Annotated in this window: 16 protein-coding genes and 1 pseudogene; 3 read left to right on the forward strand and 14 right to left on the reverse strand. The window is 70.0% G+C overall.

From position 1 onward, the window contains the following. Positions 1-380: 380 nt before the first annotated feature. From GPA10_RS03700 to GPA10_RS03710, 3 genes are all read right to left on the reverse strand, one after another. The gene (locus GPA10_RS03700) at positions 381-674 is read right to left on the reverse strand and encodes a DUF4229 domain-containing protein (protein ID WP_058847988.1); all 294 of its coding nucleotides are present in this window, start codon (positions 672-674) and stop codon (positions 381-383) included. Between the two features lie 73 nt (positions 675-747). Next, positions 748-1,911, reverse strand: coding sequence for an aminofutalosine synthase MqnE (mqnE, locus tag GPA10_RS03705; protein WP_058847987.1), 1,164 nt, complete (start codon positions 1,909-1,911; stop codon positions 748-750). Positions 1,912-1,974: 63 nt separating this feature from the next. Next, positions 1,975-2,430: an Lrp/AsnC family transcriptional regulator gene (locus GPA10_RS03710; RefSeq protein WP_058847986.1), complete on the reverse strand. Its 456-nt coding sequence runs from the start codon at positions 2,428-2,430 to the stop codon at positions 1,975-1,977. A 137-nt stretch (positions 2,431-2,567) separates the two neighbouring features. Between GPA10_RS03710 and GPA10_RS43300 the strand changes: the two genes are divergently transcribed. Then, entirely contained in the window at positions 2,568-2,696 is a 129-nt protein-coding gene (locus GPA10_RS43300) for a hypothetical protein (RefSeq protein ID WP_277819663.1), read from the forward strand. On the opposite strand, the gene GPA10_RS03715 is transcribed toward GPA10_RS43300, so the two are convergent. The 3 genes from GPA10_RS03715 to GPA10_RS03725 are packed head-to-tail and all read right to left on the reverse strand — an operon-like array spanning position 2,693 to position 5,806. Further along, on the reverse strand, positions 2,693-3,409 hold the full coding sequence (locus GPA10_RS03715; RefSeq protein ID WP_343040258.1) for a UbiX family flavin prenyltransferase: 717 nt from the start codon (positions 3,407-3,409) through the stop codon (positions 2,693-2,695). The two genes, GPA10_RS43300 and GPA10_RS03715, sit on opposite strands and share 4 nt — an antisense overlap. Before the next feature lie 43 nt (positions 3,410-3,452). Then, the gene (gene mqnP, locus GPA10_RS03720; RefSeq protein ID WP_343040259.1) at positions 3,453-4,358 is read right to left on the reverse strand and encodes a menaquinone biosynthesis prenyltransferase MqnP; all 906 of its coding nucleotides are present in this window, start codon (positions 4,356-4,358) and stop codon (positions 3,453-3,455) included. Beyond that, complete coding sequence (locus GPA10_RS03725; protein WP_058847983.1) at positions 4,355-5,806, reverse strand: menaquinone biosynthesis decarboxylase; 1,452 nt, start codon at positions 5,804-5,806, stop codon at positions 4,355-4,357. The genes mqnP and GPA10_RS03725 overlap by 4 nt, the downstream gene beginning before the upstream one ends. A gap of 100 nt (positions 5,807-5,906) precedes the next feature. On the opposite strand from GPA10_RS03725, the gene GPA10_RS03730 reads away from it, so the two are divergent. Together GPA10_RS03730 and GPA10_RS03735 are read left to right on the forward strand one after the other, a co-directional pair. After that, positions 5,907-6,191, forward strand: a complete 285-nt coding sequence (locus GPA10_RS03730; protein WP_058847982.1) for a PLDc N-terminal domain-containing protein — start codon at positions 5,907-5,909, stop codon at positions 6,189-6,191. Between the two features lie 302 nt (positions 6,192-6,493). Next, complete coding sequence (locus tag GPA10_RS03735) at positions 6,494-7,414, forward strand: isopenicillin N synthase family dioxygenase (RefSeq protein WP_157164084.1); 921 nt, start codon at positions 6,494-6,496, stop codon at positions 7,412-7,414. 24 nt (positions 7,415-7,438) lie between these two features. Here the strand turns inward: GPA10_RS03735 and GPA10_RS03740 are convergent, their stop codons facing one another. From GPA10_RS03740 to GPA10_RS03775, 8 genes and pseudogenes are all read right to left on the reverse strand, one after another. Beyond that, positions 7,439-7,981: an SRPBCC domain-containing protein gene (locus tag GPA10_RS03740; protein WP_157164085.1), complete on the reverse strand. Its 543-nt coding sequence runs from the start codon at positions 7,979-7,981 to the stop codon at positions 7,439-7,441. A gap of 63 nt (positions 7,982-8,044) precedes the next feature. Next, positions 8,045-9,010 carry a CU044_5270 family protein gene (locus tag GPA10_RS03745; RefSeq protein ID WP_157164086.1) on the reverse strand — a complete coding sequence of 322 codons (966 nt, stop codon included), beginning with the start codon at positions 9,008-9,010 and terminating at the stop codon, positions 8,045-8,047. Further along, a complete protein-coding gene (locus GPA10_RS03750; RefSeq protein ID WP_157164268.1) occupies positions 9,007-9,600 on the reverse strand; it encodes an RNA polymerase sigma factor in 594 nt (197 codons plus the stop codon). The genes GPA10_RS03745 and GPA10_RS03750 overlap by 4 nt, the downstream gene beginning before the upstream one ends. 149 nt (positions 9,601-9,749) lie before the next feature. Beyond that, entirely contained in the window at positions 9,750-10,895 is a 1,146-nt protein-coding gene (gene ccsB / locus GPA10_RS03755; RefSeq protein ID WP_058847978.1) for a c-type cytochrome biogenesis protein CcsB, read from the reverse strand. Positions 10,896-11,482: 587 nt separating this feature from the next. Continuing rightward, positions 11,483-13,282, reverse strand: a pseudogene (resB, locus tag GPA10_RS03760) (cytochrome c biogenesis protein ResB); the annotation flags it as partial. A gap of 3 nt (positions 13,283-13,285) precedes the next feature. Beyond that, a complete protein-coding gene (locus tag GPA10_RS03765) occupies positions 13,286-14,023 on the reverse strand; it encodes a cytochrome c biogenesis CcdA family protein (protein WP_058848316.1) in 738 nt (245 codons plus the stop codon). Positions 14,024-14,105: 82 nt separating this feature from the next. Further along, positions 14,106-14,750: a TlpA family protein disulfide reductase gene (locus GPA10_RS03770; RefSeq protein WP_058847977.1), complete on the reverse strand. Its 645-nt coding sequence runs from the start codon at positions 14,748-14,750 to the stop codon at positions 14,106-14,108. Positions 14,751-14,886: 136 nt separating this feature from the next. Further along, positions 14,887-16,200: a polysaccharide deacetylase family protein gene (locus tag GPA10_RS03775; RefSeq protein WP_425505654.1), complete on the reverse strand. Its 1,314-nt coding sequence runs from the start codon at positions 16,198-16,200 to the stop codon at positions 14,887-14,889. Between the last annotated feature and the right edge of the window lie 117 nt (positions 16,201-16,317).

Here is a 16,317-nt window from a genome sequence, read left to right on the forward strand (position 1 = left end):
GACACACTCCGGTGATGACGGGGGACGTGAGGGAGCGGCGACCGCGAAGGGCCGGCGGGCACCGCTGCAAGGGTCTGTTCGAGGGTTCGGTCTCAGACGCGGCAACAGGCCGCGGACATGCAGCGGCAGAGATCGACATGCAGGCGCGCCACGAGCAGGGTGCCCATGGCAGTGCGGTGCGCGGCTGCTGTCTTCATGTCGAACACGTTAACACTTGAACTTTGAGCACATCAAAGGACTTGTTTGGGATAAGGCGGCCCCAAGGGTCCCAGAAACAGCGAAAACCCGGTACCGGAGCGGCAAGCTCCAGTACCGGGTTTCCTTACGTGTGACGAACCTTACGGCCCCGCGACGCGCGCTGACGGCTCCGCGACGCGCGCTTACGGCTTCGCGGTGCGCGCCGCGTCGTCGGCGACGTCCTCCTGCGTACGGTTGCGCTCCAGGCCCGCCTTGACGTCGTTGACCTTGGCCACGACCTTCTCCGACGCGCGGTCGCGCTCCTTGCGCAGCACGACGAAGCTGATCGGCGCGGAGACGACGAGGGCGAGCAGGGCCACCCACAGCAGGTTGGACCCGCCGAGGCCGCGGGGCACGATGCCGGAGTAGACGAGGCCCCAGACGACCAAGAAGCAGCCCGCGAAGATCCCGAGGCGCATCAGCGTGTAGCGGAGCATGTCAATCCACTCTTCCGTTCCGAAACAGAGCCTCTCCAGTGAAGCACGGGTGCCCGGCCCCACAGGAGGGGGGTCAGAACCGCATCGGCTGCGGCGCCTCGCGCAGTTCCCGGTCGGGGCCGGGGTACTCGCGGATCACCTCGTACCGGGTGTTGCGCTCGACCGGGCGGAACCCGGCCTCGCGGATGAGGTCGAGCAGGTCGTCCCGGGTCAGCTTGTTCGGTGTGCCGAAGTTGTCCGCGTCGTGCGTGATCTTGTACTCGACGACGGAGCCGTCCATGTCGTCCGCGCCGTGCTGGAGGGCGAGCTGGGCGGTGGCGACGCCGTGCATGACCCAGAAGACCTTGACGTGCGGCACGTTGTCGAAGAGCAGCCGGGAGACGGCGAAGGTCTTCAGGGCCTCGGCGCCGGAGGCCATCTTCGTGCGGGCCTGGAGCTTGTTGCGGACCTTGCCGTCCTTCATGTCCACGAAGTCGTGCTGGTAGCGCAGCGGGATGAAGACCTGGAAGCCGCCGGTCTCGTCCTGGAGCTCGCGCAGCCGAAGGACGTGGTCGACGCGGTGGCGGCGCTCCTCGATGTGGCCGTACAGCATCGTGGCCGGGGTCTTCAGACCCTTCTCGTGGGCGAGCCGGTGGATGCGGGACCAGTCCTCCCAGTGGGTGCGGTGGTCCACGATGTGCTGCCGGACCTCCCAGTCGAAGATCTCCGCGCCGCCGCCGGTGAGGGACTCAAGACCGGCGTCGATGAGCTCGTCGAGGATCTCGCTAGCGCTCAGCTTGGAGATGGTCTCGAAGTGGTGGATCTCGGTGGCCGTGAAGGCCTTCAGGGAGACGTCCGGCAGGGCGGCCTTCAGCTCGCGCAGGGAGCGCGGGTAGTAGCGCCACGGCAGGTTCGGGTGCAGGCCGTTGACGATGTGCAGCTCGGTGAGGTTCTCGCCCTCCATCGCCTTGGCGAGCTTCACCGCCTCCTCGATGCGCATCGTGTACGCGTCCTTCTCGCCCGGCTTGCGCTGGAACGAGCAGTAGGCGCAGGAGGCGGTGCACACGTTCGTCATGTTCAGGTGACGGTTGACGTTGAAGTGCACGACGTCGCCGTTCTTGCGGGTGCGCACCTCGTGCGCGAGGCCGCCGAGCCAGGCCAGGTCGTCGGACTCGTACAGGGCGATGCCGTCCTCGCGGGACAGCCGCTCGCCGGAGCGGACCTTCTCCTCAAGGTCGCGCTTGAGCCCTGCGTCCATTGCCGTACCTCTTGTTTCTCCGACGACCTGCCGACAGACCCGACCAACCGTACCCCCCGGCGGTCAGACCTCCTCGGGGAGCTCCCCGACCCGGTTCTCCCACTTCGTGGAGAGCACGATCGTGGTGCGCGTGCGCGAGACGCCGCGGGTTCCGCTGAGCCTGCGGATGGTCTTCTCCAGGCCGTCCACGTCGGAGGCGCGCACCTTGAGCATGTACGAGTCGTCGCCCGCGATGAACCAGCAGTCCTCGATCTCGTGCAGGTCCCGCAGCCGCCGGGCCACGTCCTCGTGGTCGGCGGCGTCGGAGAGGGAGATGCCGATCAGCGCGGTGACGCCGAGGCCGAGGGAGGCGGAGTCGACCGTCGCGCGGTAGCCGGTGATGACACCGGCCGCCTCCAGGCGGTTGATGCGGTCGGTGACGCTGGGGCCGGAGAGGCCGACGAGGCGCCCGAGCTCGGCGTAGGAGGCGCGGCCGTTCTCGCGCAGAGCCTGGATGAGCTGCCTGTCCACGGCGTCCATAGGGCGAAGCCTTTCATTATTTAGCGTTTTCGAGAGTCTACGTGTAGAATCTAAGGCGTAACAGGGTCTAGGCCCTGCGAATCTTCCGAAAACTCAACCGATCAACGACGATCCTTCGAACTTTCAGGAGTGTTTCCGTGTACACGATCGAGATGGCCTACGCCCGTATGCGCGAGCTGCAGGACATGGCCAACCGCTCGCGTGCCCACCAGCCCGCCACCGCCGTGCGCAAGGCCAAGAAGCAGCGCGCCGCGAAGAAGCGCTAATCCGCACGGGAGCTTTCCCCACGGGAGCTTCCCGCTCGGGAGCTTTCCTCACGGGAGCTTCCGAGCTCTCCCTCCCACCGGCGGTACAGCGAGTGCGGCACCCCTGCCGCATCGAGCACCCGCCCCGCGACGAAGTCCACCAGATCCTGGATGTGCGTCGCCCCCGCGTAGAACGCCGGAGAGGCGGGCAGCACGACCGCGCCCGCCTCGTCCAGGCCCACCAGGTGTTTCAGTGTCTGCCCGTTCAGCGGCGTCTCCCGTACGCAGACCACGAGCCGCCTGCCCTCCTTGAGCGTCACGCTCGCCGAGCGCTGGAGCAGGTCCTTCGAGAGCCCGAGCGCCACCCCCGCCACACAGGCCGTGGACGCCGGCACGATCAGCATCCCCTTCGACGGGTACGAACCCGACGACGGCCCCGCCGCCAGGTCCCCCGCCGCCCAGTACCGCACGTCGTCCGTGCGGACCGCGAACGTCCCGGGCTTGCCGTCCGCACCGCGGGCCAGCCACTCCGCCAAGTCCTCACGCCAGTGCGCGTCCCGGAACGAGATGCCCGTCTCGTCGAGCAGTGTCAGGCGCGAGGCCCGCGACACCACCAGGTCCACACTCTCCCCGGCCGCGAGCAGCGCCCGCAGCACCGAGGCGGCGTACGGCGTCCCGGAAGCGCCGGACACCCCCACGATCCAAGGCCTACGCTGCGTATCTCCTGCGTTCACACCGTGAAGCCTATCCCCGGCGGCACGGGCCCGCCCCGGCCCCTCAGACCGTGAGGCCCCGCAGCAGCAGATCGAGCAGCGCGCAGACGAAGAGCGCTATCCCGATGAAGCCGTTGACCTGGAAGAAGGCACGGTTGAGGCGGGAGAGGTCGTGCGGGCGCACGAGGGTGTGTTCGTACACGAAAGCGCCCGCGACGATCAGCAGCCCCAGCCAGAAGAAAGCGCCCGCGCCGGTGACGACCGCGTACCAGACGAACAGGCCCGTCGTCACCGCGTGACAGGCGCGGGCGCCCCGGATCGCGCCCGGGATCCCGAACCGCGCGGGCACCGACATGACGCCCACCTCCCGGTCGGTCTCCACGTCCTGGCAGGCGTAGATGAGATCGAAGCCGCCGATCCACACCCCCACCGCGAGGCCCAGGATCACCGCCGTCCACGACCACTCGCCGGTGACCGCGAGCCAGGCGCCGATCGGCCCGATGGCCTGCGCGAGTCCCAGGATCGCCTGCGGGAAGTTGGTGAACCGCTTGCCGTACGGATAGACCACCATCGGCACCACCGCGACCGGCGCGAGCGCCAGGCACAGCGGGTTGAGCAGGGCGGCGGAGCCCAGGAAGACCACGAGCGCGATCAGCGCGCCGGTCCACGCGGACTTCACGCTCACGGCACCGGTGACCAGCTCGCGGTGCGCGGTGCGCGGATTGCGGGCGTCGATCTCCCGGTCGATGATCCGATTCGCGGCCATGGCGAAGGTGCGCAGACCGACCATGCAGATCGTCACCAGGAGCAGGCGCCCCCAGTGGATGTTCTTGTCCCACTCGAACATCGCGGTCAGGGCGGCGATGTAGGCGAAGGGCAGCGCGAACACGGAGTGCTCGATCATGACCAGGCGCAGGAAGGCTTTGGTGCGCCCCGGCTGCCGCGGCAGCGCGGCGGATGCGGAACTCACAGCCCGTACTCCCGCCAGCGCCGGTCGACCTTCGCCGCCGTCTCCGGATCGGACTCGACCATGTCCGGCCACCCTCCGTCGCGTGTGTAGCCCTCCTCGGGCCACTTCCTCGTCGCGTCGATGCCCGCCTTGCCGCCCCAGAACTGCTGGTACGAGGCGTGGTCGAGGTGGTCGACGGGGCCTTCGACCACCGTCAGGTCCCGGGCGTAGTCGGTGTTCCCGAGCGCACGCCACGCCACCTCGTGCAGATCGTGCACATCGCAGTCGGAGTCGACGACCACGATCAGCTTGGTCAGGGACATCATGTGCGCACCCCAGATGGCATGCATCACCTTCTGGGCGTGCTTGGGGTATTTCTTCTCAATCGCGACGATCGCACAGTTGTGGAAGCCGCCCGACTCGGGCAGGTGGTAGTCCACGATGTCCGGGACGATGATCTTCAGAAGCGGCAGGAAGAACCGCTCGGTCGCCCGGCCGAGAGGGCCGTCCTCCGTCGGCGGCCGCCCCACGACGATCGACTGGAGCAGCGGCCGCTTGCGCATCGTCACGCAGTCGATGGTCAGCGCGGGGAACGGCTCCTGCGGCGTGTAGAAGCCGGTGTGGTCGCCGAAGGGCCCCTCGGGCAGCATCTCGCCCGGCTCCAGCCAGCCCTCGATGACGACCTCGGCCTGCGCGGGCACCTGGAGCGGCACCGTCTTGCAGTCGACCATCTCGATCCGCTTGCCCTGGAGGAACCCCGCGAACAGATACTCGTCGATGTCGCCGGGCAGCGGCGCCGTGGACGCGTACGTGACGGCGGGCGGGCACCCGAAGGCGATCGCGACGGGCAGCCGCTCGCCGCGCCGCGCGGCCACCTGGTAGTGGTTCCGGCTGTCCTTGTGGATCTGCCAGTGCATGCCGATGGTGCGCTTGTCGTGGCGCTGGAGGCGGTAGAGCCCGAGGTTGCGGACGCCGCTCTCCGGGTCCTTGGTGTGCGTGAGCCCGAGGTTGAAGAAGGACCCGCCGTCCTTCGGCCAGGTGAACAGGGCCGGGAGCCGGTCCAGGTCCACGTCGTCGCCGCGCAGCACCACCTCGTGCACGGGGGCGTCCTTGACCTTCTTCGGCGGTACGTGCGCCATCGCGCCGAGCTTGCCGAAGGCCTCCCGCACACCGACGAAGCCGTGTGGCAGCTCCGGCTTGAGCAGCCCGCCGATCTTCTCGCTGATCTCGCCGTACGACTTCAGGCCGAGCGCCTTGAGCAGCCGCCGGTCCGTGCCGAAGACGTTCATCGCGAGCGGCATGTCGCTGCCCTTGACGTTCTCGAAAAGCAGCGCGGGGCCGCCCGCCTTCTGCACCCGGTCGACGATCTCGCCGACCTCCAGATACGGGTCGACCTCGGCCTTGATGCGCTTGAGATCGCCCTCGCGCTCCAGGGCCCGGAGCAGAGAGCGGAGATCGTCATAAGCCATGCGGTCAAGTATCGGTCACCGGCTACCCTGGCCCCGTCACCGGGTGCGCACCGGCCGGGTGCCGGCACCCGTACTCCGTTCCTTGGGGGATCTCCGACACATGCTCAGGTATCTGCCGTTCCTGCTGGTCCTGGCCGTGTGGATCTACGCCTTCATCGACGTCCTGAACACCCCGGAGAAGGAAGTCCGCCATCTGCCCAAGGTGGTGTGGGTCATCATCGTCCTTCTCTTCGGCGAGGTGCTGCTCGGGCCGATCGCGTGGTTCGTCACCGGCAAGAAGCGGGCTCCTGCCGGAGGGGGGAGCCGTCGGGGCGGGTGGGTGGCCCCTGACGACAACCCCGACTTCCTCAAGGGCTTGAACGAGGACCGTCGCGACGATTCTTGAGCGGGGCCGACCATGGGGGCTGCGCCCCCGTTCCCCCTGCTTCGGCGCTGCGCGCCTCGTCCTCAATCGCCGGACGGGCTCTTCCCCACCCACCCGCCCTTTCCACCCGCCTCGGCCGGGCTTTCTTCGCCCCCCCTCGGACGGGCTGCTTTCCTCACTCGCCGCGGCCCGGCGAACTTTCCAGCCCGTCCGGCGTTTGAGGACGAGGCGCGAAGCGCCGATAAGGGGGTCCAGGGGGCGCAGCCCCCTGGTTACGGGAAAGGGGCGGGCCTGGGGCGCCCCGCGAGGGCACCATGGAAACCATGACGATCCCCACGGTCGACCTGCGGACCTGGCGCTCCGGCCCCCCGGAGACCCGCGCCCGCATCGCATCGACCGTCGACGAAGCCCTGCACACAGCAGGATTCCTCCTGCTCACAGGCCACGGCATCGCACCAGAACTACGCACCACCATCCGCCACGAAGCAGCCACCTTCTTCCACCTCCCACCCCCCGCCAAGGAGCCCTACGCGGTGCGTGTCGGAGCCCGAGGCTGGCTCGCCCCGGGCGCGGAGGCCAACAGCTACGCCGAGGGCGCCCCCTCCCCGCCCGACCTGAAGGAGTCCCTCTCGTTCGCGGCGGACGAGCCGACCGGCGACCCGGCGGTGGACGCGGAGTGGTTCGCGCCGAACACCTGGCCCCGGGAGACCCCGGGACTCAGGGACGCCGTACAGACGTACCTGCGGCAGCTGCGGACCCTCTCCGACGAGATCCTCGAACTCCTCGCCGTCGTGCTCGGCGAGCCCGAGGACTTCTTCACCCGGCACACGGGCCACCCCACCTGGGGCTTCAACATCAACTGGTACCCGGCCCTGGAGCGGGTCGGCACCCCCGCCCCGGGCCAGTTCCGCATCGGCGCGCACACCGACTTCGGCACGGTCACGGTCCTGGACCGGCAGGCGGGCCGGGGCGGCCTCCAGGTCTTCACGGACGCCGACGGCTGGCAGGACGCCCCCTGGGACCCGGCCGCGTTCACGATCAACATCGGTGATCTGATGGCCCGCTGGACCGGCGGCCGCTGGCGCTCGGGCCGCCACCGCGTGCTCCCGCCGCACCCGGACGCGCCCGCCGAGGAACTGATGTCGCTGGTGTACTTCTACGAGTGCGACCCGGGCACAGACGTACGCGGCGTCGACTCGCACGTCTACCTGCGGGCGCAACTGGACGCGATCACGGTGGACTGAAGGGGACCGAGGCGGGCGTGCCGCCTACGGCCGGACGGCGTACTCCGCACGCAGCGCACGCCACCGGTCGAGGTTCCACGTCGACCAGTCCTTCGGCCGCCCGGCGAGCGCGTCCACCAGGAACCCGAAGTGGTCGTGCCACCCGGCGAGGCAGTCGAGGCGGAAGGAGTCGTCGCCGGTGAGTTCGTTGGTGAAGCGCAGGGTCGTCCCGGTGTCCCCGACGTGCTCCAGGTGGAACCGGCACCGCCCGTGCAGGTCGATCGTGTACTCGGCGACGACGTCCGGGTCCCAGGCCGTGATGTGCCCCGCGTGCGTCGCCACCGCCGGGTCCCCGGTGTTCAGCCAGCGCAGCGTCACCGCCCCGCCGAGGCGCGGCTCGAACACGTCGGCGGCGGCGAGCCACCCCGGAAGTCCCTCCGGGGTGGCCACTGCCGCCCAGACCCGCGCCACCGGGTGCGGCAGCCGCAGTACCCAGTGGAGCGTGTGCGTGTTCCCGTCGCTCCGGCTCGTACCCGGCTCGATGACGTCCGTGCTGTCCCTGCCCGCGAAGTCTCTGCCCTCAGTCATGGGCCAAGCCTCACGCACAGGTCGCCGCGGGTCACGTACCTGTAGCGGATCCGCAGGGGGCGTCTAGGGGCGTTCGGCTGCCTTGTCGACGACCTTCCGCTCCAGGACGGCGGTGTGGCCGGTCACCGTGCCCTTCTTGAAGCCGGTCGGCAGGTCCTCCACCGCGACCTGGCGCTCGCCGAGGAACTCCTTGGTCTCCTTGTCGAAGATCAGCTCCTGCCGCTCCCCGTCGTCGACACGTGCGATGGCCACTCCGTGCCGCCCGGCCGCGTCGGCCACGTCGTCGATCACCTCGACGCCGGGGATCCTCGACGCGGCGAGGAAGAGGGCGGCACCCTGCTTCGGCGGCATCAGGCTGTGGCAGAGGTGGCCGACGAGCCCGAACGCGTTCTGGTCCTCGCTGTTGTCGCCGCTCGCCACGCGGTACAGCCAGTCCCGCATGTTGACCGCGTCGGTCGGCAACTTCTGCAGGCTTCGGTACCTCGCGTCGCCTTCTACCAGGGGCAGATCCGGCGGCACGCGCTCGTTGTCGAAGCCTTCGAACGGGTCATTGATGACTTCGGTGTGCCTGCCGTCCACGGACTGCCAGTCCTCCCTGAGGTGCAGGGGGTCGATCCGCGACGTCTCGTCGCTTGTCGACGATACGTAGCTTTCCATGGTCTTGATGTACACGAACTGATCGTCACGGATGCCCTTGGGCACCTGCCGCTTCCCGGCCGCCGTCGAAATTTCCTTCAGCATCGCCACCGTCTCCTTCGACGGCGGCCCGGCCTGCGCCTCCTCGCCGCCGAACGGCGACGCGACCAGGAGGCCCGCCGCGACGGCGGCGGCAGCGGCGCCCGCCACGAGTGCGGGCCGCAGCCACGGACGGCGACGCGGGACGGTCGGGGCCCCGGCTGCGGTCGGCCGGGCCTCAGGGGTCTGCCGGGTCTGTCGGATCTCGGTCATCAGGTGCTCCTTGAGCAGAAGGTGACGGCCCGGCGGGAGGTCCCGCTCGCTCGGAGACGGGAAGTCGGTCTCGGACTTCATCGGTTTCCCTCCTGGATGGGCCTGACCGCGGTGGTGCGGTCCTCTCTCACCTGTCCGCGCCCGGCGGCCGGTTCCATCGCTTTCGCGAGTTTTGTACGGGCTCTGAAGAGCCGTGAGCGCACGGTCCCCACCGGGATGCCGAGCGCGTCGGCGGCGGCCTCGTAGCCGAGCCCGGACCACACGCAGAGCGCGAGCACCTCCCGCTCGGGGCGTCTCAGCTTGCGCAGCGCGGCCTCGACGAGGGCCAGTTGACCGGCGTCGTCGAGCCGCCCCGCGACCTCGTCGGCGAAGTCGGCGACGGACTCGGTGCGCGGCAGCCGGGCGACGGCGGCGGCGTGCCTGCGCGCGGCGCGGCGCTGATTGCGCGTCACGTTCGTGGCGATCCCGAGCAGCCACGGCCGCACCGAGCCCCCGTCCGGTTCGATCCTGTCGCGCAGCCGCCAGGCCTCCAGGAACGTCAGCGAGACGATCTCCTCGGCCGTCGACCAGTCCCCCGTCAGGCGGTAGCCGTGGTTGTAGACCGAGCGCGCGTAGCCGTCGAAGACCTCGCCGAACGCGTCGGCGTCCCCGTCCCTGATCCGGACGCGCAGGGCCCGCGAGCGCGCGCGGCGCTCCTGCGGCTCCCCCTGATTCAGTTCCCCCTGATTCGTCTCCACGCCCCTTTGTCTGTCCTCATGACGGAGGCCGGTTCCCGTGACCTGGATCACGGAAACCGGCCTCTGCGCCTGCTGCGTCCGGGTCAGACGCCCGCGTACGAGTGCTTGCCGCTCACGAAGATGTTGACGCCGTAGTAGTTGAACAGCCAGCAGCCGAAGGCGATCAGGGCCAGATAGGCGGCCTTGCGGCCCTTCCACCCCGCCGTGGCGCGGGCGTGCAGGTAGCAGGCGTAGGCCACCCATGTGATGAACGACCAGACCTCCTTGGGGTCCCAGCCCCAGTAGCGGCCCCACGCGTCACCCGCCCAGATGGCACCGGCGATGATCGTGAACGTCCACAGCGGGAAGATCGCCGCGTTCATGCGGTACGTGAACTTGTCCAGCGAGGCCGCTGCGGGCAGCCGCTCCAGGACCGAGGTCGCGAACCGGCCCGGCGTGTCGCCGCGCTGGAGCTTGGCCTCGTAGCTGTCCTTGAACAGATACGCCGTGGTGGAGACCGCGCCCACGTAGAACGCGGCGCCGCAGAAGATCGCCGTGGAGACGTGGATCCACAGCCAGTACGAGTGCAGTGCGGGGACGAGCTGGTCGGATTCGGTGTACAGGACCGTGACCGCGAGCCCGAGGTCGAGCAGGATCGTGGTGATCAGCGGGAGCCCGATCCAGCGCACGTTCTTCTTCAGCGCGAGCAGCGAGAGGAAGACGCCGACGGCGACCGAGGAGAAGGTGATGTTGAACTCGTACATGTTGCCCCACGGCGCGCGCTCCACCGACAGGGCGCGGGTGACGACACCGCCCACCTCGATGAGGAACCCGAGCGCGACGAGGGAGATCGCGATGCGGCCGTAGAGGTCGCCCTGCTCGTCGCCGGCCGCGGCGCCGGGTCCGTCCGGTACGTCACGGCTGCCCGCGGTGGCCCGGGTGACGACCTTCGGCGGGGCCGCCCGCTCGCTCTTGGGGCGTTCCAGGGTGGCGGTGCCGCCCTTGGTGCGCACGGTGACGCCGGGCGCGGACGCCTTGGCGGCGCCGGGTGCCGCTTCCGCGGCGGCCCCCTTCGTCGCGGTGAGCGCGGCGGCCGTACGGGCGACCTTGCTGCGGCTGCCGAACAGCCACTCCGCCATCAGCGCGAAGAAGGCAAGCAGATAGACCGCCATCGCGGAGTAGATCAGCACATTGCTGGTGTGCGCGAGATCCTCGTTGGGCGCGGCGGCGAGGGTGGTGGCGAGAGTCACTTCTCAGCCCCTTCGGCAGATGCGACATCGGGGGTGGGGTCGGGGTGGGCGGGAGCATCGACTGCGTCGGGCTCGGCGGCGGCGACGGACTCGGCGGCACCGTCCGGCCCGGCAGCACCGTCCGGCCCGGCAGCACCGTCCGGCCCGGCAGCACCGTCCGGCCCGGCAGCACCGTCCGGCCCGGCAGCACCGTCCGGCCCGGCGACGCCGTCAGACTCCGCGACACCGTCCGGCTCAGCAGCACCGTCGGCCACCGATCCGTCGGCATCGGCGGCATCGGCGGCATCGGCGACACGGCTGCCACCCGCGACGGCACCGTCCGCCGGAGCGGCGGGCGCGGCGGGCGCGGCGGGCCCGGCGGGCGCGGCGGGCGCGGCGGGCGCGGCAGGATCGGTATCGGCAGCGGCGAGGCCGGTACCCGCGGCGGCGGAGCCGGTGTCGGAACCGAGACCGGAACCGGAACCGGCATCGGCATCGGCATCGGCATCGGCATCGGCATCGGCATCGGCGGCAGCCTCCGCCCGGGACGCGTCCGTCGCCCCGGTGGCAGTCTCCGCCCCGGAGGCGGGCTCCGCCCCGGTGGCAGCCTCCGCCCCGGAGGCGGGCTCCGCCCCGGAGGCGGGCTCCGCCCCGGAGGCGGGCTCCGCCCCGGAGGCGGCCCCCGCCGCCGTGCCGCAGGCCGGCGGCGCCTGCTCCGGTGCGCCCGGCGCGCGTTCGTGCAGCTCCGCGGCCAGCGCCGCCAGCTCTTCGGGGACCTTCGCGGACTCGCTGCGGCCGAGGCCCGCCATCTCCACGACGGTGACCCCGTCAGGGCCGGCCGTCGCGCGTACCCACACGCGCCGGCGCTGGATGAACAGGGACCCGGCGAGCCCGGCGATCGCGGCGATCGCGCCGCCGAGGGCCCAGCCGCTGCCCGGCTCCTGCGAGATCTGGAAGGTCGCCCACTGCTTGAGCTCCCGCTCGAAGGTGATCGACCCCGCGCCGTCCGGCAGCTTCATGGTCTCGCCGATCTTGAGCCGCTGCTTGAGCAGCTCCCCCTTCGCGTCCTTGAACTTCTGCATCTTCCGCGTGTCCAGCTGGTACACGTTCTGCGGAACACCGGAGTCCACACCGAGGCTGCCGTGGTACGCCGACAGCGCGAGCCGGGGATTGATGGGCGCGGGGAACTGGGAGAACATCTGGCCGTTGCCCTCGCCCGCGAAGGTCGGCACGAAGAAGGCGTTGAAGCCGAGCTGCTCCTTCTTGCCGTTCTTGTCCCGGTAACCGTCGAGGATCTTGATGGCGCCGGTGGCGGTGCCCATGGAGTCGATGGGGAGCAGCGGCACGGACACCCGCTGGACGACCTTGCCGCGGCCGTCGCGGACGGTGACGGTGGGCGCGTAGCCGTGGCCGATGAGGTAGACCTTCGAGCCGTCGACCTCCAGGGGCTCGTTGACCTCGATGGTCTTCTTCTTCTCGGCCCCGTCGGCGCCCTCGCTGTAGGTGACGTGCGCCTTGTACGTACGGGCCGTGCCGCGCTCGGGGCCCGACATCTCGTACGAGCCCTCGAAGCGGTCGAGCCGGAAGCTGAACGGCGCGAGCTCCTGGGTGTCGAAGAGGCTGCCGGACTTGAAGTCGTCGTACTGGGAGAGCGTGTTCGAGAAGCCGTCGCCCTCCATGATCAGCTTGCCGCCCTCGGACTTGAAGAGCTGTCCGACGGCGAACGCGATGAGCAGCACGATCAGCGCGACGTGGAAGGCCAGATTGCCGGCCTCGCGCAGGTAGCCCTTCTCCGCGGCGACGGAGCCGCCCACCAGGTGCGCGCGGAACCGGCGCCGCTTCAGCAGGCCGTGCGCGGCCTCGTGGACCTCGTCGGGGGTGGCATCGGTGCGCCAGGTGGCGTACGCGGGCAGCCGGGTGAGCCGGCCCGGGGCGGCCGGCGGGCGGCCGCGGAGCTGGCCGACGAACTGCCAGGTGCGCGGCACGATGCAGCCGATGAGGGAGACGAAGAGCAGGATGTAGATCGCGGAGAACCACACCGAGCTGTAGACGTGGAAGAGGCCGAGCTTGTCGTAGAGCGGACCCAGCGTGGTGTGGGTGTCCTTGAAGCTCTGGACCTTCAGCTCGTCGGTGCCCTGCTGCGGGATCAGCGAGCCGGGGATCGCGCCGAGCGAGAGCAGCAGGAGCAGCAGGAGCGCGACCCGCATGGAGGTGAGCTGCCGCCAGAACCAGCGGATCCAGCCGATGACGCCCATTCCCGCGACGCCCGGCCCACCGCTGCCCGGTGCCGCCGCGGTCTCGTCGAGGGGAGCCGTGGAGAGCTGCGCGCCCGCGGCGCCGAGGTCGTCCGGGGCTTCGGGGCCCGCGGCCCGCGCGTCGGTGCCGGTGTCGGTCGTGGTGTTGCTCATGGATCAGATCCCCACCGTGAAGCCCCTGGACCAGACTTGCATCTCCTGCACGATGCCCTCCCAGACACCCGTCAGCATCAGCAGGCCGGTCGCGATCATCATCACGCCGCCGATACGCATCACCCATACGTAGTGGCGCTTGACCCACCCGAAGGCGCCGAGCGCCTTGCGGAAGGCGACCGCGGCGAAGATGAACGGCAGTCCGAGTCCCAGACAGTACGCGACGTTCAGTACGGCGCCGCGCCCGGCGGTCGCCTGGTCGAGTGCCAGCACGTTGACGGACGCGAGCGTCGGGCCCACGCACGGCGCCCAGCCGACGGCGAAGAGCGCACCGATCAGCGGCGCCCCCACGAGCCCGGTCGCGGGCTTCTTGTGGAAGCGGAACTCGCGCTGCGAGAGCCAGGGCATCAGCCCCATGAAGAACAGACCGAGCGCGACCATCAGGACGCCGAGAACCTTGTTGATGACGCTCTGGTGGTCCTGGAGGTTCTGGCCGAAGTACCCGAACAGAGCACCGGTGGAGACGAAGACGACGGTGAAGCCGAGGACGAAGAGCCCGGCGCCCGCGACCATCCGGCCGCGCCGGGCCTCGGCGAGGTCGGTGCCGCTGACGCCGGTGACATAGCTGAGGTAGCCGGGCACGAGCGGCAGCACGCAGGGCGAGAAGAAGGAGACGAGGCCGCCGAGCAGCGCGATCGGCAGAGCGAGGGCGAGGGTGCCGCTGTACACGGTCTGGTTCATCTCGCCCGGCTGCGCGGCGAGCGTGGTGGCGTGCGCGACGGCGGGGTCGGAGACGACCGCGGTCAGAAGGGCGGACACGTGATCACTTCTCCGCGATCAGGGGGTCGACCATCTTGCGCAGCTTCTCCTCGTTGAGGGGCTGCTGGGAGCGCGCCGCGATCTTCCCGTCCCGGTCGATGACGACGGTGGACGGGATGAACTGCGGGTTCAGCGTGCCCTTGGGGAAGCGCAGCATCAGCCTGCCCATCGGGTCGTACAGGCTCGGGTAGCCGATCCCGTAGTCCTTCTCGAAGGAGATCGCCGGGCCCTTCTCCGGGTCGCGGGCGTTGATGCCGACGAACTGCACGTCGTCCTTGGTGGCGGCCGAGACCTTCTTGAAGTTCGGCGCCTCCGCCCGGCACGGCGGGCACCACGAGCCCCAGACGTTCAGGACGACGACCTTGCCCTTGTAGTCGTCGATGCTCAGCTTCTCACCGTCGAGCGTCTCGCCGTCGATGGCGGGCGCGTCGTGCCGGTCGCCCTTCTCGGCGGTGGAGATGCCGTCCTTGCTGGTGATGAAGTTGGTCTTGCCGGAGCCGCCGGACGTACCGCCCGAGCCGCACGCGGAGAGCGTCAGCGCGAGGGCCGCGGCGCCTGCCGCAAGCAGTGTCGCCCGACCTCGACGGCTGCGGTCGCTTCGGCGGAGGCTGCGGTTCGGGCTGCGGGGGGCGCGGCAGGCGGCACTCATGTGAAAAGTTTCGCATGCCCGTTTCGGGGATCTTCGACGCCCCCCGCAGTAGCCGTTCCCGGCCGGGCCCAGCCCTTCTCGACGTCCGGACTCAGCCCTCGCGGTGTCCGGGCTCAGCCCTTCTCGGCGTCCGGACTCAGCCCTTCTCGGCGTCCGTGCGGCTGTCGGACGAGGCGCTCCCGAGGAAGGTCTTCCAGCCGCCGGTCGGCTGCTGTCCGACCTGGAGGCCGCGCAGCTTGGCGAGGACCTCGGGCTTCTGCACGTCGAGCCAGTCCACGAACTGCCGGAAGGAGACCAGGCGCACGTCCTTCTTGCCGGCCATGCCCTTCAGGGCCTCCTCGACGGCGTCCATGTAGATGCCGCCGTTCCACTGCTCGAAGTGGTTGCCGATGTAGAAGGGGGCGCGGTTGGTCTCGTAGGCGCGCTTGAAGCCCGCGAGGTAGGCCTCGGTGGCCTGCTTGCGCCAGCCCGGGTAGTTGTGCGCCGGGGCCTTCGTGGAGTTCTTCGACTGGTTGGCGAGGATGTTGTAGTCCATCGACAGGACCTCGAAGGAGTGGCCCGGGAACGGTATCTGCTGCAGCGGCAGGTCCCAGACGCCCATCTTCTTGTCGGGCCACATCTGGCGGCCGCCGGGCGAGGAGGCGTCGTAGCGCCAGCCGAGCTTCTTGGCCGTCGGCAGCAGGTTGTCCTGGCCGAGGAGGCAGGGCGTGCGGCCGCCGACGAGTTCCTTCTCGTAGTCGAAGGGCAGCGGCGGCAGGTCGTTCCAGCCGGTGTTCGTGCGCCACTTCGTCACGAAGGACTTGGCCTGGTCGATCTCGGACTGCCACTGGGCGGGCGTCCAGTTGCCGACGGTGCCGGTGCCGGCGCAGAAGTGCCCGTTGAAGTGGGTGCCTATCTCATGGCCTTCCAGCCATGCCTGGCGCACGTACTTGAGGGTGGCCTTGATGTGGTCGTCCGTGAGGTAGCCGATGTCGGAGGCGCCCACGCTGTTGTTCGGCGGCCGGTAGAGCCGCTTCTTGGACTCGGGGAGCAGATAGAGCCCGGAGAGGAAGAACGTCATCCGCGCGTCGTGCTCCTCGGCGAGCTTCAGGAAGCGCGGGAACAGGCCGTTGCCGACCTCGCCCGCGCCGTCCCAGGAGAACACGACGAACTGCGGCGGCGTCTCGCCCGGCTCCAGGGGGCGCGGCTTCTCGGGCTGGTTCGGCTGCTTGCCCGTGTAGGCCGTGGAACCGTCGCCGATCGGCTTCGCGGGACGGCTCGGCTTGCCCGGCTTTCCGGCGCCCGCCTGGTCCGCACCGGATCCGGAGTCCCCGGAACCGGAGCCGCAGGCGGTCAGGCCGAAGGCGGCCGCGGCGCCGACCCCCAGGCCGATGGCACCCCGGCGACTGAGAGCAGCCCGGCCGGTCGCGGGCGCTCCGTCGCCCATATCCGTGCGGCTGTCGTCGCGCATTCCAACCCCATTCGTCGTGCCTTCGGTCCTTCCCGGCGGAAGGACAACTCCTTAGAGGGTGCGGGGTGGGCCGGGGTTCCGAGAAGGCATGGAGATATGGGGCTTATTACAGAGGGG

This window comes from Streptomyces typhae, assembly GCF_009755605.1.
Classification (GTDB): Bacteria; Actinomycetota; Actinomycetes; order Streptomycetales; family Streptomycetaceae; genus Streptomyces; species Streptomyces typhae.